The 17,688-nt window shown below is 65.2% G+C and carries 16 protein-coding genes and 2 tRNA genes; 11 read left to right on the top strand and 7 right to left on the bottom strand.

From position 1 onward, the window contains the following. From JOZ00_RS26950 to rpmH, 6 genes are all read right to left on the bottom strand, one after another. On the bottom strand, positions 1-353 hold a 353-nt coding region (locus JOZ00_RS26950), incomplete at its 3' end, for an RsmG family class I SAM-dependent methyltransferase (protein ID WP_293350727.1). 105 nt (positions 354-458) lie between these two features. Further along, the gene (locus JOZ00_RS26945; RefSeq protein WP_293350724.1) at positions 459-1,013 is read right to left on the bottom strand and encodes a R3H domain-containing nucleic acid-binding protein; all 555 of its coding nucleotides are present in this window, start codon (positions 1,011-1,013) and stop codon (positions 459-461) included. Between the two features lie 98 nt (positions 1,014-1,111). Next, positions 1,112-2,224 carry a membrane protein insertase YidC gene (yidC, locus tag JOZ00_RS26940; protein ID WP_293350721.1) on the bottom strand — a complete coding sequence of 371 codons (1,113 nt, stop codon included), beginning with the start codon at positions 2,222-2,224 and terminating at the stop codon, positions 1,112-1,114. Continuing rightward, on the bottom strand, positions 2,208-2,525 hold the full coding sequence (gene yidD, locus JOZ00_RS26935; protein WP_293350736.1) for a membrane protein insertion efficiency factor YidD: 318 nt from the start codon (positions 2,523-2,525) through the stop codon (positions 2,208-2,210). Before yidD ends, yidC begins: the two co-directional genes overlap by 17 nt. A 26-nt stretch (positions 2,526-2,551) precedes the next feature. Further along, positions 2,552-2,908 (bottom strand): ribonuclease P protein component, encoded by a 357-nt coding sequence (rnpA, locus tag JOZ00_RS26930; RefSeq protein ID WP_293350718.1) that lies wholly within the window; start codon positions 2,906-2,908, stop codon positions 2,552-2,554. A gap of 23 nt (positions 2,909-2,931) precedes the next feature. After that, positions 2,932-3,075 (bottom strand): 50S ribosomal protein L34, encoded by a 144-nt coding sequence (gene rpmH, locus JOZ00_RS26925; protein WP_293350715.1) that lies wholly within the window; start codon positions 3,073-3,075, stop codon positions 2,932-2,934. A 599-nt stretch (positions 3,076-3,674) separates the two neighbouring features. On the opposite strand from rpmH, the gene dnaA reads away from it, so the two are divergent. From dnaA to JOZ00_RS26875, 10 genes are all read left to right on the top strand, one after another. Then, positions 3,675-5,210 (top strand): chromosomal replication initiator protein DnaA, encoded by a 1,536-nt coding sequence (dnaA, locus tag JOZ00_RS26920; RefSeq protein WP_293350733.1) that lies wholly within the window; start codon positions 3,675-3,677, stop codon positions 5,208-5,210. 525 nt (positions 5,211-5,735) lie between these two features. Further along, positions 5,736-6,935: a DNA polymerase III subunit beta gene (gene dnaN, locus JOZ00_RS26915; RefSeq protein ID WP_293350712.1), complete on the top strand. Its 1,200-nt coding sequence runs from the start codon at positions 5,736-5,738 to the stop codon at positions 6,933-6,935. Next, positions 6,936-8,093 (top strand): DNA replication/repair protein RecF, encoded by a 1,158-nt coding sequence (gene recF, locus JOZ00_RS26910; RefSeq protein ID WP_293350710.1) that lies wholly within the window; start codon positions 6,936-6,938, stop codon positions 8,091-8,093. Continuing rightward, complete coding sequence (locus JOZ00_RS26905) at positions 8,090-8,653, top strand: DUF721 family protein (protein WP_293350707.1); 564 nt, start codon at positions 8,090-8,092, stop codon at positions 8,651-8,653. Before recF ends, JOZ00_RS26905 begins: the two co-directional genes overlap by 4 nt. Before the next feature lie 256 nt (positions 8,654-8,909). Further along, positions 8,910-10,943 carry a DNA topoisomerase (ATP-hydrolyzing) subunit B gene (gene gyrB, locus JOZ00_RS26900; RefSeq protein ID WP_293350704.1) on the top strand — a complete coding sequence of 678 codons (2,034 nt, stop codon included), beginning with the start codon at positions 8,910-8,912 and terminating at the stop codon, positions 10,941-10,943. A gap of 41 nt (positions 10,944-10,984) precedes the next feature. Beyond that, entirely contained in the window at positions 10,985-13,507 is a 2,523-nt protein-coding gene (gene gyrA / locus JOZ00_RS26895; RefSeq protein WP_293350701.1) for a DNA gyrase subunit A, read from the top strand. 86 nt (positions 13,508-13,593) lie between these two features. Then, positions 13,594-14,499: a DUF3566 domain-containing protein gene (locus JOZ00_RS26890; protein ID WP_293350699.1), complete on the top strand. Its 906-nt coding sequence runs from the start codon at positions 13,594-13,596 to the stop codon at positions 14,497-14,499. Between the two features lie 71 nt (positions 14,500-14,570). Beyond that, positions 14,571-14,644 (top strand) — tRNA-Ile (locus tag JOZ00_RS26885). A 165-nt stretch (positions 14,645-14,809) separates the two neighbouring features. Beyond that, positions 14,810-14,882 (top strand) — tRNA-Ala (locus JOZ00_RS26880). Positions 14,883-14,949: 67 nt separating this feature from the next. Next, a complete protein-coding gene (locus JOZ00_RS26875; RefSeq protein ID WP_293350697.1) occupies positions 14,950-15,078 on the top strand; it encodes a hypothetical protein in 129 nt (42 codons plus the stop codon). A gap of 159 nt (positions 15,079-15,237) precedes the next feature. Here the strand turns inward: JOZ00_RS26875 and JOZ00_RS26870 are convergent, their stop codons facing one another. After that, positions 15,238-15,447 carry a hypothetical protein gene (locus tag JOZ00_RS26870; RefSeq protein ID WP_293350694.1) on the bottom strand — a complete coding sequence of 70 codons (210 nt, stop codon included), beginning with the start codon at positions 15,445-15,447 and terminating at the stop codon, positions 15,238-15,240. A gap of 596 nt (positions 15,448-16,043) precedes the next feature. Between JOZ00_RS26870 and JOZ00_RS26865 the strand changes: the two genes are divergently transcribed. Beyond that, on the top strand, positions 16,044-17,688 hold a 1,645-nt coding region (locus JOZ00_RS26865), incomplete at its 3' end, for a type I polyketide synthase (protein ID WP_293350730.1).

The raw sequence follows: 17,688 nt of genomic DNA, 5'->3' as shown, positions 1-17,688 counted from the left end.
TCACTCCGGCGCAGCAGCGGCTCCAGGAGGACGACCTCCAGATCCGGCCGCGCGATCGCCAACGGGATGCCGGGCAACCCTGCCCCGCTGCCGACGTCGATCACCCGCTCGCCATCTTCGAGGAGCTCCTCGGCGGCGACACTATTTAATAGGTGGCGATCCCAGATGCGATCGACTTCCCGCGGCCCGAGCAATCCTCGCTCCACCCCGGCGCCGGCGAGCCACTCGGCGTACCGCCGGGCAATGTCAACGCGTTCGCCGAAGATCGCCACCGCGGCCTCCGGGGTATCGCCGAATTCGCTGCCATCCGCGGAGGCGGGCTTGTCGGCCTCGCCATGTTTCACGTGAAACATCCTCCGGTCGGCTCACGCAGTTTCGGTTTCACGTGAAACATCCTCGGAATAGGCTCGCGCACTGTTGCCTCGGACCGGGCGAACTACACAGCTGTAACTCGGGAACTAGTCGTGCAGCACAACCACGCGGCGCGACGGCTCGACGCCCTCGCTCTCGCTGTGCACTCCCGGCACCGCCGCGACGGCGTCGTGCACAATCTTGCGCTCGAACGGCGTCATTGGCGACAGCTCCTCGCGGTCCCCGGACTCGAGCACCCGACGCGCCACCTTGTCACCCAGCGCCGCCAGCTCCTCGCGGCGCCGACGCCGCCAGCTCGCGATGTCGAGCATCAGCCGGCTCCGTACGCCCGTCTTCTGGTGTACGGCCAATCGCGTCAGCTCCTGCAGCGCGTCCAGCACCTCACCACCGCGGCCGACCAATTTGTTCAAGTCATCGCTGCCGTCGATGCTCACGACCGCCCGGTTGCCTTCAACGTCCAAGTCGATGTCGCCGTCGAAGTCCAACAGGTCCAACAACTCCTCGAGGTAGTCGCCGGCGATCTCCCCCTCGGCGACCAATCGATCCTCTTGGTCGTCCAGCTCCTCGGCGCCGTCCTCGGCCGGAAGTTCGGTATCCAGTTCGGCGTCGGCGTTGCGCTCGGTGGTGTCCGCGTCTGTCATGTGTTTCTCTCCCTCATCTCCGGGTCCTGGTCTGTGTCAGCTACGGGCTCTGCCCGCCGGGTGCACGCCTGTCCGAGTAACGGCCCCGTCTCGCTTTGTCAGCGTTTGCGTCTCTTCGGTCGCGCCCCAGGGCGCGGTGTGCGGTTCCCCGCGCTGCTGTTGCGTCCGGACGGATTCGTCCGGTCCGGCTCCGCTTGCGCTCCGGTCCCCTGCCCGTCGGACGCATCCGAATCCGGTGCGTCCCCGGCGTCCCCGTCGCTCCCAGAACCGTTGCCGCCCACGGCAGCTTTCGGGGTTCGCTTCGGCTTAGCTCCCGGGGCCGGCGCGTTGGCGGCCCGGCGTTCAATGGCCTCTTGCTTCTTCGCTTCGTCCTCTTTTTCGATCATCCCGAAGACGTAGTGCTGCTGACCGAAGGTCCAGATGTTGTTCGCAAACCAGTACAGGATGATCGCGAGCGGAAGGAACGGGCCACCCACGACGACGCCCAGGGGGAACACATAGAGGGCGAGCTTGTTCATCATCGCAGTCTGCGGGTTCGCCGCCGCCTCGGCGCTCTGGCGTGCCACCGACGCGCGGCTGTTGAAGTAGGTCGCGACGCCGGCCAGGATCATCACCGGCGCACCGACCGCGATCACGGCCGGACGACTGAAGAAGGTGAACGCGTCCAACCCTGTCCGCTGCGTCATGAACGCTCCGATGGGTGCGCCGAACAAGTTGGCGTCCAGGAAGTGTGCGACGTCGGTGGGGCTGAAGACGTAGTTTCCCGTGAGCCGGTTCTCGGTCACCGACAGGTGCGGTTGGCCGAATCCCCCGGTGGTCCGGTTGAACGACCGCAACACGTGATAGAGCCCGATGAACACCGGGATCTGCGCGAGCATCGGCAAGCAACCGAGGATCGGGTTGAACCCGTGTTCGCGTTGCAGCTTCTGCATTTCGAGCGCCATGCGCTGACGGTCTTTGCCGTACTTCTTCTGCAGCGCCTTAATTTGCGGTTGCAGTTCCTGCATCTGGCGCGTGGTGCGGATCTGACGGACGAACGGCTTGTAGAGCAGCGCGCGCAGGGAGAACACCAGGAACATGACCGACAGCGCCCAGGCGAAGAAGTTCGACGGTCCGAGCATGGACGCGAACAGCTTGTACCAAGCCCACATAATCCACGACACCGGGTAGTAGACGAAGTCGAGGCTGAAGAAATCAAACAAAAGATCCACTCTCCCCTCGCGTCGCCGGGTGACCCCCCGCGGCGCAGGCATCTTCGAAGTTCATCTCACATCCGGGGCGATCCGGTATCGGGTCCCAACCACCCGGATGCCAAGGTCCGCATTTGGCGAGTCTGGTCGCAGCCAACCAACTCCCCCGCATCAAGCCGTACTCCGTTAGCGCATCGACCGCATACTGACTGCACGTCGGGACGAAGCGACACGACGCCGGTCGTAACGGCGACACCATGTGGCGATACAGGCGGATCAGAAAAACCACGACCCGAACGGCCGTCGCAGCGAGCGTGCGCACCGCCTGACGCTCCGGCGCCGGCCCGGTCACGGTTGCCGTCCCGCCGACGCGAGCGCACGACGCAACCCGCGTCGCAGCTCCACTTCCAACCGTGCCGATGACGCGGACCGACTACTCGGCAGCGCCCGGATCACCAACTGATCGGAATCGTGGAGGTCGTCCAAGAGGGTTCGCGCCACATGTCGCAGCCGCCGGGCGACCTGATGGCGCTCCACTGCCGAGCCCACCGGCTTGCCGATGACCAGCCCCACGCGCGGCGGCGCGGCGGCGGCGCCGGACCGCAACAGGTGGAGGATGAGGTCGGGTTGTGCCGTGCGAACCCCATGCTTCACCGTCGCGGCAAACTCAGTCGACCGCCTCATGCGGTTGCGTGCGGGTAGCACCGCGAAACGACCTGACGCAGCGATCAGGCAGAAAGCGCGCGGCGACCCTTACGGCGCCGGCCGGACACGATCGAGCGCCCGGCGCGGGTACGCATCCGCAACCGGAAACCGTGCACGCGGGCTCGGCGCCGGTTGTTCGGCTGGAAGGTCCGCTTGCCCTTGGCCACGACGTTCTCCTCGTTATGTCTCGCATTGCCGTCCGGCCGCTCAGACGTCTACCTTCGTCTGCGGATGGCCAGAGGTAATTCTGCTGCTGGCCGGCGCGGTCCCCAGACCTTCCTGGGTCGCAGCCGTATCGCCGACTTTCGGGCGACTGTTTGAGGGTACTGACGAGGCTTCGCCTGGTCAAACCTGGCCTGCCGCAACGCACCCGCTCGCCCACGGCCCGAGGCAGTCTTTCTCGTCGGCACTCGAAGATCGGGATCGCCCGGCGCCGAGCCGAATCGGGCCCAACGCACCCTAAACAACCCGATTGGAATGCAGCAGAACGGTTGGCAGCCGCACGGAAAACTGTTAGCTTCTGCCAAGGTCGTTTTAGACTGAGACAGCGCTCGACAATGAAGCGAGGATGGTGGATCGACTAGCTGCCTAGACAGCCTCTAGGGGTTATCTTCCAGCACGGAGATCGCAAGCCGTCGCGGGTGGGTTGTGGCTCGCATACGATCATCCTGTCCACACCTGTGTATAACTATGTGGACAGCTGCTTTGTCTACCAAGCGTGGTTGTACTTCGACCCGGGACGTTCGAGAACCAGGGAGATGCGTCGTTGACCGATGACCCCGGTTCCGGTTTCACAACAGTGTGGAACGCTGTCGTTTCCGAGCTCAACGGCGACCCCACAGCGGACGGCGGCGCGACCAATCGCACGACGCTCATCACACCGCTGACCCCGCAGCAAAAAGCCTGGCTCAATCTGGTCCGTCCCCTCACCATCGTCGAGGGGTTCGCGCTGTTGTCGGTGCCGAGCAGTTTCGTGCAAAACGAGATCGAACGGCATCTGCGCGCCCCGATCACCGATGCACTCAGCCGTCGACTCGGACAACAGATCCAGCTCGGCGTCCGCATCGCGCCGCCCCCGGACGACGTCGATGACGCCGCGCTCCCGCAAGCCGAATCCTTCGCGCAGTCCGAGGCTTCGCATCAGATCGACGACATGGACATCGACCCCGACGAGGGCGACGAGAACGGGGAGCACGTCGGTGAGGCCCCGCAGAATTGGCCCGATTTCTTCACCGAGCGTCCGCACGCCTCGGACCCGGCCGTCGTCGGCGGCACGAGTCTGAACCGTCGTTACACCTTCGACACGTTCGTCATCGGTGCGTCCAACCGGTTCGCACACGCCGCGGCCCTGGCGATCGCCGAAGCGCCGGCCCGCGCGTACAACCCCTTGTTCATTTGGGGTGAATCGGGTCTCGGCAAGACGCACCTGCTGCACGCGGCCGGCAATTACGCCCAGCGGCTCTTCCCGGGGATGCGCGTCAAATACGTCTCCACCGAGGAATTCACCAACGACTTCATCAACTCGCTGCGCGACGACCGCAAGGTCGCCTTCAAACGCAGCTATCGCGATGTCGATGTTCTGCTGGTCGATGACATCCAATTCATCGAGGGCAAGGAAGGTATCCAGGAAGAGTTCTTCCATACCTTCAACACGCTCCATAACGCCAACAAGCAGATCGTCATCTCGTCGGACCGGCCGCCCAAACAGCTCGCCACCCTTGAGGATCGGCTTCGCACGCGATTCGAGTGGGGCCTGATCACCGACGTCCAGCCGCCCGAGCTGGAGACCCGCATCGCCATCCTGCGCAAGAAAGCACAAATGGAGCGGCTCGCGGTTCCGGACGACGTCCTGGAACTGATCGCCAGCAGCATCGAACGCAACATCCGCGAGCTCGAAGGAGCTCTCATCCGGGTGACCGCGTTCGCGTCGCTCAACAAGACTCAGATCGACAAGTCGCTGGCGGAGATCGTGCTTCGCGACTTGATCGCCGATGCCAGCACGATGCAGATCAGCGCGGCCACCATCATGGCCGCCACCGCCGAATACTTCGACACCACAGTGGAAGAACTTCGCGGGCCGGGTAAGACCCGGGCGCTGGCCCAGTCGCGCCAAATCGCGATGTATCTGTGCCGCGAACTCACCGATCTGTCGCTGCCGAAGATCGGCCAGGCGTTCGGCCGTGACCACACCACCGTCATGTACGCCCAACGCAAGATTTTGTCCGAGATGGCCGAGCGGCGTGAGGTGTTCGATCACGTCAAAGAACTCACCACGCGCATCCGTCAGCGCTCCAAGCGCTGACCGAACGCCCTCTCACGCAATTTTTTTCAAAAAACTTCCCGCACGTCTGTCACACCCGTTACACCCAGTGATTGTGCGCAGGGCTGTGCACAACAGAATGGAACGGCCGTGCAGAAAATGGCGCGGAGTGTACAACCGCCGTTGCTCCCCAACCGGCCAACACGGCACCCACAGCCGCCGGCGCACTGATCCACACCCCGATCGATGCCCTAGCTGCGAGAAGACCCCACTGTCCCCAGAATGCACAGCCCTTATTACTGGTACTGAGATCTATCCGTTGGTTGTTCTTTGAAATACAGCGCTGGGGACGGCCGAGCGCCTGGGCCCGCTGCGCCGTCCTGAACTCCGTTTGTCGGGGTTTGCGATTAGCTTTCAAGTTGGCCTCGAAGGATCTACGGTGTTCTTCGACTGCCGTTGTGGTCGTCGCTGGCGCAAAACCTGTCATCGGCGTTCGTGGCGCAGCCCCGTGCTGGCGGGGGAGGCTAGTCACTGGATTCTGGAACGCTGGGTAGGTGAAGGGGCGCTATGGACGCGGCGACGACAACAACTGGCCTCAGCGACTTGAAATTCCGTTTGGTGCGAGAGTCTTTCGCCGACGCGGTGTCGTGGGTGGCGAAGAATCTCCCGTCCAGGCCGGCGGTTCCTGTGCTCTCCGGAGTGCTGCTGACCGGCTCGGACGAGGGCCTGACGATTTCGGGATTCGACTACGAGGTCTCCGCCGAAGCGCAGGTTGCGGCCGAAGTAGCCTCTCCTGGAAGCGTTTTGGTGTCCGGCAGGTTGTTGTCCGACATCACCCGGGCGTTGCCGAACAAGCCGGTGGACTTCTACGTCGACGGCAATCGGGTGGCCCTGACCTGCGGCAGCGCCCGATTCTCGCTGCCCACGATGGCGGTCGAGGATTACCCGACGCTGCCCGCGCTGCCGGAAGAGACCGGGACGCTGCCGGCCGAAGTGTTCGCCGAGGCGATCAGCCAGGTTGCCATTGCGGCCGGTCGGGACGACACGTTGCCGATGTTGACCGGCATTCGCGTCGAAATCTCCGGCAACACGGTTGTTTTGGCCGCCACCGACCGGTTCCGACTGGCGGTGCGCGAGCTGACCTGGTCGGCTTCCTCGCCCGACATCGAAGCCGCGGTGCTGGTGCCGGCCAAGACGTTGGCCGAGGCCGCGCGGGCCGGCGGTGACGGTTCCGATGTGCGCCTGTCATTGGGTGCGGGAGCGGGAGTCGGAAAGGACGGGCTGCTGGGCATCAGCGGAAATGGCAAGCGCAGCACGACTCGCCTGCTTGATGCGGAATTCCCCAAGTTCCGTCAGCTGCTGCCGGCCGAGCACACCGCGGTCGCCACCATCAACGTGGCCGAGCTGACCGAGGCCATCAAGCTGGTGGCATTGGTCGCCGACCGGGGTGCGCAGGTCCGCATGGAATTCGCCGACGGCATGTTGCGGCTGTCCGCCGGCGCCGAAGATGTCGGCCGCGCCGAAGAAGATCTCGCCGTCGATTTCGTCGGAGAGCCGCTGACGATCGCGTTCAACCCGACGTACCTCACCGACGGACTCGCATCGGTACACACCGAGCGGGTGTCGTTCGGTTTCACGACTCCGGGGAAGCCGGCGTTGCTGCGTCCTTCATTCCAGGGCGACGCTCCGCCGACCGGCAACGGCCCGTTCACCGCGCTGCCGACCGATTACGTCTACCTGCTGATGCCCGTGCGGTTGCCTGGCTAGGTGTACGTCCGGCATTTAGGACTGCGCGACTTCCGGTCCTGGGCACTCGCCGACCTCGAACTACAGCCGGGCCGGACCGTCTTCGTCGGCCCCAACGGTTTCGGTAAGACGAATCTGGTTGAGGCGCTTTGGTATTCGACGACGCTGGGTTCGCATCGGGTCGGAACGGACGCGCCATTGGTCCGGTCGGGTGCTTCTCGTGCTGTGGTTTCGACGATCGTCGTCAACGACGGCAGGGAATGCGCGATTGATCTGGAAATCGCCGCCGGCCGCGCGAACAAGGCGCGGCTGAACCGGTCACCAGTGCGCAGCACGCGAGAGATCGTCGGCGTCTTGCACGCGGTCCTGTTTGCTCCCGAAGACTTGGCCCTGGTGCGCGGGGATCCCGCGGAACGCCGTCGTTACCTCGATGATTTAGCGACGCAGCGCCGGCCGACGATAGCCGCGGTGCGTGCGGATTACGAAAAAGTTCTGCGGCAGCGCACCGCGCTGTTGAAGTCCGCGTCCGGTCACCGGTACCGATCTGACCCGGGTGCCCTGGACACCCTCGATGTCTGGGACAGCCGGCTGGCCGAGCACGGTGCCCAATTGATGGCCGCGCGCATCGATCTCGTCAACGAGCTGGCGCCGGAGGTGGAAAAGGCCTATCAACTGTTGGCGCCGGGATCGCGTCCGGCATCGGTCGCCTATCGACCCAGCCTCGGCGCCGATGCCGTTGCCGGAGCGGGCGGCAGCGACCGGGAATTCCTGGAAGCCGCGTTGTTGGCGGCGTTGTCGGAGCGGCGGGCCGCCGAGCTGGAACGCGGCATGTGTCTGGTTGGTCCGCACCGCGACGACTTGGAATTGTGGCTCGGCGATCAACCCGCGAAAGGCTTTGCGAGCCATGGGGAATCGTGGTCGTTCGCGGTGGCCTTGCGGTTGGCCGCGTATGAGCTGTTGCGGGCGGACGGGAGCGAACCGGTGTTGTTACTGGATGACGTGTTCGCTGAATTGGACGCCGCGCGGCGCCGGGCATTGGCCGCGGTGGCCGAATCTGCCGAGCAGGTGTTGGTTACGGCCGCAGTGGTGGAAGATATCCCGGAAGGCTGGGACGCGAGGCGGATCCGCATCGATCTGCGTGACGACGACGGGGGTCGGGTATCGGTGGTGCAGTCATGACCGGCTCGGACGACGCGGAAGGGCCCGACGCCGCGGCGCAACCGGATCTGCTGACCGGTATCGACCTGGTCCGGCGCACCCTCGAGGAGGCCCGCGCCGCCGCCCGCGCGCAGGGGAAAGACGCCGGCCGCGGCCGAGTGGTACCGCCGACACCGCGCCGGATCGCCGGGCATCGCCGGAGCTGGTCGGGACCCGGGCCGGACGTCCGGGACCCGCAGCCGCTGGGCAGGTTGGCCCGCGATCTGGCGAAAAAACGCGGTTGGTCGTCGCAGGTGGCCGAGGGGACGGTGCTCGGCAACTGGTCGTCGGTGGTCGGCCACCAGATCGCCGATCATGCGACCCCGACGGGGCTCAACGACGGAGTGCTCAACGTGTCCGCCGAGTCGACCGCCTGGGCCACGCAGTTGCGGATGATCCAGTCGCAACTGTTGGCGAAGATCGCCGCGGCGGTGGGCAATGGAGTGGTGACATCGCTGAAAATCACCGGTCCGGCGGCGCCTTCGTGGCGCAAAGGCCCACGTCATATCTTCGGCAGGGGCCCCCGCGACACCTACGGTTAGGCGTGAAAGCGGCGCTGAGCCGTCCTGAGCCCGGCATTGACTCACAGGGGTCTGAAATCCGCCAGGACGACCCGAACTGCCCAAATGCACCTCGGGACGCGGCAGGAATAAAGAAATCGTGCGCACGGCGCAGTTAGCTAGGTAGAAACGCGCCCGGAGAATCGGTGCCAACGCCCGATCACGGTAGACTTGCGGGATGCGACTGTCGCGGTGACTGGAACCGCCCGCATGAAACCCCGAGGAGAGCATTCCGACCGTGGCTGCCCAGAAGAAGAAGGCGCAAGACGAATACGGCGCTTCAGCGATCACCGTGCTCGAAGGCCTGGAGGCCGTTCGCAAACGTCCCGGTATGTATATCGGGTCGACCGGTGAGCGGGGTCTACATCATCTTGTCTGGGAGGTGGTCGATAACTCGGTCGACGAGGCGATGGCCGGTTATGCGACCAAGGTGGATGTGCGCATCCTCGACGACGGCAGTGTGGAAGTCGCCGACGACGGCCGCGGTATCCCGGTCGCGATGCACTCCACCGGTGCGCCGACCGTCGACGTGGTGATGACCCAGCTGCACGCCGGCGGCAAGTTCGGTGGCGAGAACAGTGGCTACAACGTCAGTGGCGGTCTGCACGGCGTGGGTGTGTCGGTGGTGAACGCGCTGTCGACACGTCTGGAGGTCGACATCAAGCGCGACGGGCACGAGTGGTCGCAGTACTACGACCGCGCCGTGCCCGGAACCCTCAAGCAGGGCGAGGCCACCAAGAAGACCGGGACCACGATCAGGTTCTGGGCGGACCCCGACATCTTTGAAACCACCGACTACGACTTCGAGACGGTGGCGCGCCGGCTGCAGGAGATGGCGTTCCTCAACAAGGGATTGACCATCAACCTCACCGACGAGCGGGTGACCAAGGACGAGGTCGTCGACGACGTCGTCAGCGACACGGCCGAAGCCCCCAAGTCCGCCGAGGAGAAGGCGGCCGAATCGAAGGCGCCGCAAAAGGTCAAGCACCGCACCTTCCACTACCCAGGCGGGCTGGTCGACTTCGTCAAGCACATCAACCGCACCAAGAACCCGATTCAGCAGAGCATCATCGATTTCGACGGCAAGGGCACGGGACACGAAGTCGAGATCGCCATGCAATGGAACGGCGGCTACTCGGAATCGGTACACACCTTCGCCAACACCATCAACACGCATGAGGGCGGCACCCACGAAGAGGGCTTCCGCAGTGCGCTGACCTCGGTGGTGAACAAGTACGCCAAAGACAAGAAGCTGCTCAAGGAGAAGGACGCCAATCTTACGGGCGACGACATCCGCGAAGGCCTGGCGGCGGTCATCTCGGTCAAGGTCAGCGAACCGCAGTTCGAGGGCCAGACCAAGACCAAACTGGGCAACACCGAGGTCAAGTCGTTCGTGCAGCGGGTCTGCAACGAGCAGTTGACCCACTGGTTCGAAGCCAACCCCGCCGATGCGAAAACCGTTGTGAACAAGGCGGTGTCATCAGCACAGGCGCGCATCGCCGCCCGCAAGGCGCGAGAGCTGGTGCGCCGCAAGAGCGCAACCGATCTGGGTGGGCTGCCCGGCAAGCTGGCCGACTGCCGTTCCACCGATCCGCGTAAGTCGGAACTGTATGTCGTGGAGGGTGATTCGGCCGGCGGCTCGGCCAAGAGCGGCCGCGACTCGATGTTCCAGGCCATCCTTCCGCTGCGCGGCAAGATCATCAACGTGGAGAAGGCGCGTATCGACCGCGTGCTGAAGAACACGGAAGTCCAGGCGATCATCACTGCGCTGGGCACGGGCATCCACGACGAGTTCGACATCGCCAAGCTGCGCTACCACAAGATCGTGCTGATGGCCGACGCGGACGTGGACGGTCAGCACATCTCGACGCTGCTGCTGACCCTGCTCTTCCGGTTCATGCGTCCGCTGATCGAACACGGACACGTGTTCTTGGCGCAGCCACCGCTGTACAAGCTGAAATGGCAGCGCAGCGAGCCCGAATTCGCCTACTCCGACCGCGAGCGCGACGGCCTGCTGGAAACCGGACGAGCAGCAGGCAAGAGGATCAACGCCGAAGACGGTATCCAGCGCTACAAAGGTCTGGGTGAAATGGACGCCAAAGAACTATGGGAAACCACGATGGACCCCACCGTTCGGGTGCTGCGCCAAATCACGCTGGACGACGCCGCAGCCGCCGACGAACTGTTCTCGATCCTGATGGGCGAGGACGTCGATGCGCGCCGCAGCTTTATCACCCGTAATGCCAAGGACGTTCGCTTCCTGGACGTCTGAGCGATCAGACCAGCCACCGTTGACCGACCCACGAGGACTACATGACTGACACCACGCTGCCGCCGGGCGACGACTCCGTCGACCGGATCGAACCGGTCGACATTCAGCAGGAGATGCAGCGCAGCTACATCGACTACGCGATGAGCGTGATCGTCGGCCGCGCGCTGCCGGAGGTGCGGGACGGTCTCAAACCGGTGCACCGCCGCGTGCTGTATGCCATGTTCGACTCCGGGTTCAGGCCCGACCGCGGACACGCAAAATCGGCACGGTCGGTTGCTGAGACGATGGGTAACTATCACCCGCACGGCGATTCATCGATCTACGACACGTTGGTGCGCATGGCGCAGCCGTGGTCGCTGCGGTACCCGTTGGTCGACGGGCAGGGCAACTTCGGCTCGCCGGGCAACGACCCCCCGGCCGCCATGCGGTACACCGAGGCCAGGCTGACGCCGCTCGCGATGGAGATGTTGCGTGAAATCGACGAGGAGACAGTCGATTTCATCCCCAACTACGACGGTCGCGTGCAGGAGCCGACGGTCCTGCCCAGCCGGTTCCCCAATCTGCTGGCCAACGGTTCCGGCGGTATCGCGGTCGGGATGGCGACCAACATCCCGCCGCACAACCTGCGTGAGCTCGCCGAGGCCGTCTACTGGTGCCTGGACAACCACGAGGCCGACGAGGAGGCCACGCTCGCCGCGGTCTGCGAGCGGGTGAAGGGCCCCGACTTCCCCACCCATGGCCTGATCGTCGGCTCGCAGGGCATCCACGACGCCTACACAACCGGCCGGGGTTCGATCCGGATGCGCGGAGTCGTTGAGGTAGAAGAGGATTCGCGCGGCCGCACCGGCCTGGTGATCACCGAGTTGCCGTATCAGGTCAACCACGACAACTTCATCACCTCGATCGCCGAGCAGGTCCGCGACGGCAAGCTGGCCGGCATCTCCAACATCGAAGACCAGTCCAGCGACCGGGTGGGCCTGCGCATCGTCGTCGAGATCAAGCGCGACGCGGTGGCCAAGGTGGTGCTGAACAACCTCTACAAGCACACCCAGCTGCAGACCAGCTTCGGCGCCAACATGCTGTCGATCGTCGACGGGGTGCCGCGCACGCTGCGCCTCGACCAGATGATCCGCCACTACGTCGACCACCAACTCGACGTGATCATCCGGCGCACCACCTATCGCCTGCGCAAGGCCAACGAGCGCGCGCACATCTTGCGCGGTCTGGTCAAAGCGCTCGACGCACTCGACGAGGTCATCGCGTTGATCCGCGCGTCGGAGACCGTCGACATCGCCAGGGCCGGCCTGATCGAGCTGCTCGACATCGACGAGATCCAGGCCCAGGCCATCCTGGACATGCAGCTGCGCCGCCTGGCCGCCCTGGAACGTCAGCGCATCATCGACGACCTGGCGAAGATCGAGGCGGAGATCGCCGACCTCGAGGACATCCTGGCCAAGCCGGAGCGGCAGCGCGCCATCGTGCACGACGAGCTCAAGGAGATCGTCGAGAAGCACGGCGACGACCGTCGCACCCGGATCATCGCCGCCGACGGTGATGTCGCCGACGAGGACCTGATCGCCCGCGAGGACGTCGTCGTCACGATCACCGAAACCGGCTACGCCAAGCGCACCAAGACCGACCTGTACCGCAGCCAAAAGCGCGGCGGTAAGGGCGTGCAGGGCGCCGGGCTGAAGCAGGACGACATCGTCCGGCACTTCTTCGTCTGCTCGACGCACGACTGGATCCTGTTCTTCACCACGCAGGGGCGGGTGTATCGCGCGAAGGCGTACGACCTCCCGGAAGCCTCGCGCACGGCGCGCGGTCAGCACGTCGCGAACCTGCTGGCCTTCCAGCCCGAGGAGCGGATCGCTCAGGTGATCCAGATCAAGAGCTACGAGGACGCCCCGTATCTAGTGCTGGCCACCCGCAACGGCCTGGTGAAGAAGACCAAGCTGACCGATTTCGACTCGAACCGCTCCGGCGGGATCGTGGCCATCAACTTGCGCGACAGCGACGAGCTGGTCGGGGCGGTGCTGTGCTCCGCCGAAGAGGACCTGCTGCTGGTCTCGGCCAACGGCCAGTCCATCCGGTTCTCGGCGACCGACGAGGCGCTGCGCCCGATGGGCCGCGCCACCTCCGGCGTGCAGGGCATGCGGTTCAACACCGACGATTACCTGTTGTCCCTCAACGTGATTCGTGAAGGCACCTACCTGCTGGTGGCAACCTCCGGCGGCTACGCCAAGCGCACCGCGATCGAGGAGTACCCGGTGCAGGGCCGCGGCGGCAAGGGTGTCTTGACCGTCATGTACGACCGCCGGCGCGGCAAGCTCGTCGGTGCGTTGATCGTCGACGAGGACAGCGAGCTGTATGCGATCACCTCCGGCGGCGGCGTCATCCGCACCGCGGCGCGCCAGGTGCGCAAGGCGGGACGGCAGACCAAGGGCGTTCGCCTGATGAACCTGGGCGAGGAGAACACGCTGTTGGCCATCGCGCGCAACGCCGAGGAAATCGCGGATGAGGTTCTCGCGGAGGAGGCGGGCTCGGACGGCCAGTCGGGCAGTTAGAGTCGGGCAATTAGACTCAGCGGGACCAGACACAATGCGATTGACGGCCGCCGTGGCGGCCATGGTCCCAGACCGAAGGAGTCGGGGTGACCTCACCGAACGAGCCGGGCTCCCCCAAGCAGGGCGACGGCCTTAATGGGGATGGTGCGGCCGAGCGTGCCGGTGTACACCGCGCGACACCGCCCACGCAGGCCGGCCGTGCCCAAGATGCCGGGGATTCGCCACCCTGGCAGCGTGGCGGTCCCCGTCCCCCGCAGGCGCCCCCGCGGCAAGGCGAACCGGCCACCGAGAAGCGCCCGTCGGGTCCGCCCAGCGGGGTCGATGCCCGGCTGAACCGCTTCATCTCCGGCACCGCGGCGCCCGGGGCCGCTGCTCCACAGCAGCCGAAGAACCCGGCGCACGATGCGAATGCTGCGCCGACGCGCGGCGACGGTCCGCCTTCCGAGGCCTACGCCAGCGAGCTGCCGGACCTGTCTGGCGGCGTGCCACGCGGACCGCACCGCAAGGCCGCACCCGAGCGCGCGGCGGAGCCGCCGAGCTCACCGGGTGCGGTCCGGGCAGCGGCCGCGGAAAACCGGGAGGCGAGGGAGAGTCGGGACAGCCCGGTTCAGGTGACACGCCGGACCCGTGGCCCGGTGCGGGCCAGCATGCAGATTCGCCGGATCGACCCGTGGAGCACGCTGAAGGTCTCGCTGCTGCTCTCGGTGGCCCTGTTCTTCGTCTGGATGATCGCCGTCGCGTTCCTCTACCTCGTCCTCGGCGGCATGGGTGTGTGGTCCAAGCTGAACAGCAACGTCGGTGACCTGCTGAACAACACCAGCGGCAGCAGCGGCGAGCTGGTCTCCAGCGGCACCATTTTCGGCGGCGCCGTGCTGATCGGCCTGGTCAACATCGTGCTGCTGACCGCGATGGCCACCGTCGGCGCGTTCGTCTACAACCTGACGACCGATCTGATCGGCGGTGTCGAGGTAACCCTGGCGGACCGCGACTAGCGTGGATGCTGCATTTTTGGGAGTCAGGCGGCTATTGCGGTAATCTCGTCGCTCGGCCGTACGCGATGTACGGGCCTATAGCTCAGGCGGTTAGAGCGCTTCGCTGATAACGAAGAGGTCGGAGGTTCGAGTCCTCCTAGGCCCACAACCATGTGCCCGTCAAGACGTTGCGTAAGACTCGCGCTGCCACTGGGAGTGATCGCAGTGCTGGCAGCGGTGGCGCGGTCGCGACGCGGAGTCGAGGTCTGGCACGTGGCCGTGGATGACGAAACCGGTCAGCCACTGGGTCATGACGAGAAGTCACGATAGAGGGGCCTTAGCTCAGTTGGTAGAGCACCGCCTTTGCAAGGCGGGTGTCAGGGGTTCGATTCCCCTAGGCTCCACAGCTCGTTTCTCACGCCGTGAAGCCGGGTAGGTCACAGGCGACAACTTCTGCGAAACGGAGTGCCCGTGACCACCGCCGAACAGCCGCCGCCCGAGGGCGACGAACAGCCTCCACAAGCCACTGAGGGCGAAGACGACTCGGACGAGCAAGACCCCAAGTCGCCAGGAAGCGACAGCTCGCGTGCGGCTGAGTGAGGCCTGCCAAGGCTGATCCGCACCCGCGCACCGTCAAAATGTACGTGCAGCGCGGCACCGCAGAAATAGATGCACCACAGCGACTGCGTTGCGGGACGGCGCCACGCGCGTAAACCCTTGACCAGCAGTTTGATTCGCCCTTCTAGCGTGGGGGTGCTTTCACACCTGTCGCCGGGAAGGAGAACACTCGACGTTCCCGTCCGGCAGGGTGTGGCACTCGTAAGACGAACCGGCGACGACTTCCGTGATCTCGTTGCCGTCGTGATCGACAAAGCGGACGATCCGTAAGCCCGCGGCGTCTTCACCGTGCTTCGCCTTGAACTCTTCCAGTTCCTCGAGAAAATGACTCTTGGCCTGCTTGGCTTCCATGGCAATTCCTCCCGCATGCTCAGCGTCGGCGAAAGTGGACCTCCACATGGTCGCCCCTTTGCGAACAGGACCGCACGCGTAGTTCGCTACCTGGAATCGGCCGCGCCGGAACGTCCCAACGCCGCGCGACCCGCCCGAAAACGCGGCCGCGCGGTTTTACTACTCGGTAATCGATGCGGGAGTACTCGATAGCGTTGAGCAGCAGCGTGATTGACGCTCGCGGCGCAGGTCAGGCCCGACCCAACCTGAACATCGTGCTCGACCGAATGGCCGGAGAAGCCGCGTTATGAGCCAACTCTCGCTAACATCTGTAACCACTGATCGCTGTCCATGAAGTCGCAGCCGCTTAGCAGCGGCTGACCTGCGAGAAAGCACCAGCCTGACCACACGACCCCAATATTGACGTCGCGGTAGACAGCCCAACAATCGACCGGTTGGTGCCGAGCGGTTGAGGCAGCCCATAGCGCGACTCCACCGTTGCTGTGAGGAGGAACGGTTTTGATCGGGCCAGAACGTAATGGGGGGCGGACTGAGGATCGGCTAGGTCTTTGGTCCCGATAAGCGCGACGACTCGTACGCCGGTGGCGGTCATCGGCATGGCCTGCCGGCTACCGGGAGGCATCGAGTCGCCGGAACAGTTGTGGGAAGCATTGCTTCGCGGCGACGATCTGGTTACCGAAATTCCACCCGACCGGTGGGACGCCGATGAGTATTACGACCCCCAGCCCGGTGTGCCGGGTCGGTCGGTGTGCAAGTGGGGCGCGTTTCTGGATGACGTCGACGGTTTCGATCCTGAGTTCTTCGGCATCACCGAGAAAGAAGCGACCGCGATGGATCCGCAGCACCGCTTGCTGCTGGAGACCTCCTGGGAGGCCCTGGAGCACGGCGGGCTGGCGCCGAGCACGCTCGCCGGCTCCCGAACCGGCGTGTTCATGGGTTTGATGCACGACGACTACCAATTCGTGCACGCCGAGGCCGACGCCCTGGAGGGGCCCTACGGGTACATGGGCAACAGCTTTGCCATGGGGTCCGGCCGGATTGCCTACACGTTGGGTCTGCGCGGCCCCGCAATGACCGTGGATACGGCGTGTTCATCGGGCCTGGCCGCGGTGCACATGGCCTGTCGGAGTTTGCATGACGGCGAAAGCGACATCGCGCTGGCCGGTGGCGCCTCGGTGTCGTTCGAACCGCGCAAATCCTGCTCGGGCTCTGCCATCGGAATGCTGTCCGCGACCGGACGCTGCCATGCGTTCGACGTCGCCGCTGACGGATTTGTGGTCGGCGAAGGTTGCGTCGTGCTGTTGCTCAAGCGCCTACCGGACGCGCTCCGCGACGGCGACCGGCTCCTGGCTGTGCTCCGCGGCACGGCCGCTAACCAGGACGGCCACACGGTCAACATCGTGACGCCTTCGCGGGCTGCCCAAGTCGAGGCCTATCGGGAGGCGTTGGCCGCGGCGGGTGTCGACCCCCACTCGGTCGGCATGGTGGAGGCACATGGCCCCGGCACGCCGGTGGGTGATCCCATCGAATACGCCAGCCTGGCGGAGGTGTACGGGCTGCACGCACCGTGCGCGCTCGGTTCGGTGAAGACCAACTTCGGGCACACCCAGTCGGCCGCCGGGGCACTGGGACTGATGAAGGCGGTGCTCGCGCTGCAGCACGGTGTGATTCCGCGCAATCTGCACTTCACCCGGCTGCCCGATGAGATGGCGCAAATCGAGACCAACCTCTTTGTGCCACAGGAGAATACGCCGTGGCCGGGGGGTTCCGTTCAGGAGCCGCGGCGGGCGGCGGTGTCGTCGTACGGGTTCTCGGGAACCAACGTGCACGCGATCGTGGAGCAAGCTCCCGAACCGGATGCCCCGGCCGACGTGCCGTCTGCCGTCCAGGGACCGCTCATGTTCCCGCTGTCCGCCACGTCGGCCGACGGACTGCGGCGTACCGCCGCGCGGCTCGCCGACTGGATTGATGCACACGAAAGCGATTTTGCGCCAACCGATCTGGGATACACGCTTGCCCGACGCCGCGCGCACCGGTCGGTGCGCGCGGCGGTCATCGCGGGCAGCCTCGAGGAGCTGACCGAGGGGCTGCGCGAAGTCGCCCACAGCGACTTCCCGTATCAGTCCACGGTCGGGCAGGACGATCGGGGACCGGTGTGGCTGTTCTCCGGGCAGGGCTCGCAGTGGGCGGCGATGGGCGCCGAATTGCTCGCGACCGAACCGGTGTTCGCCGCGACCGTCG

Origin of the sequence: Mycobacterium sp., from assembly GCF_019243155.1 — a bacterium.
Taxonomy (GTDB): domain Bacteria; phylum Actinomycetota; class Actinomycetes; order Mycobacteriales; family Mycobacteriaceae; genus Mycobacterium.
Note: the sequence above shows the minus strand (reverse complement) of the source record. Positions and strands in the feature narration are given on the sequence as shown.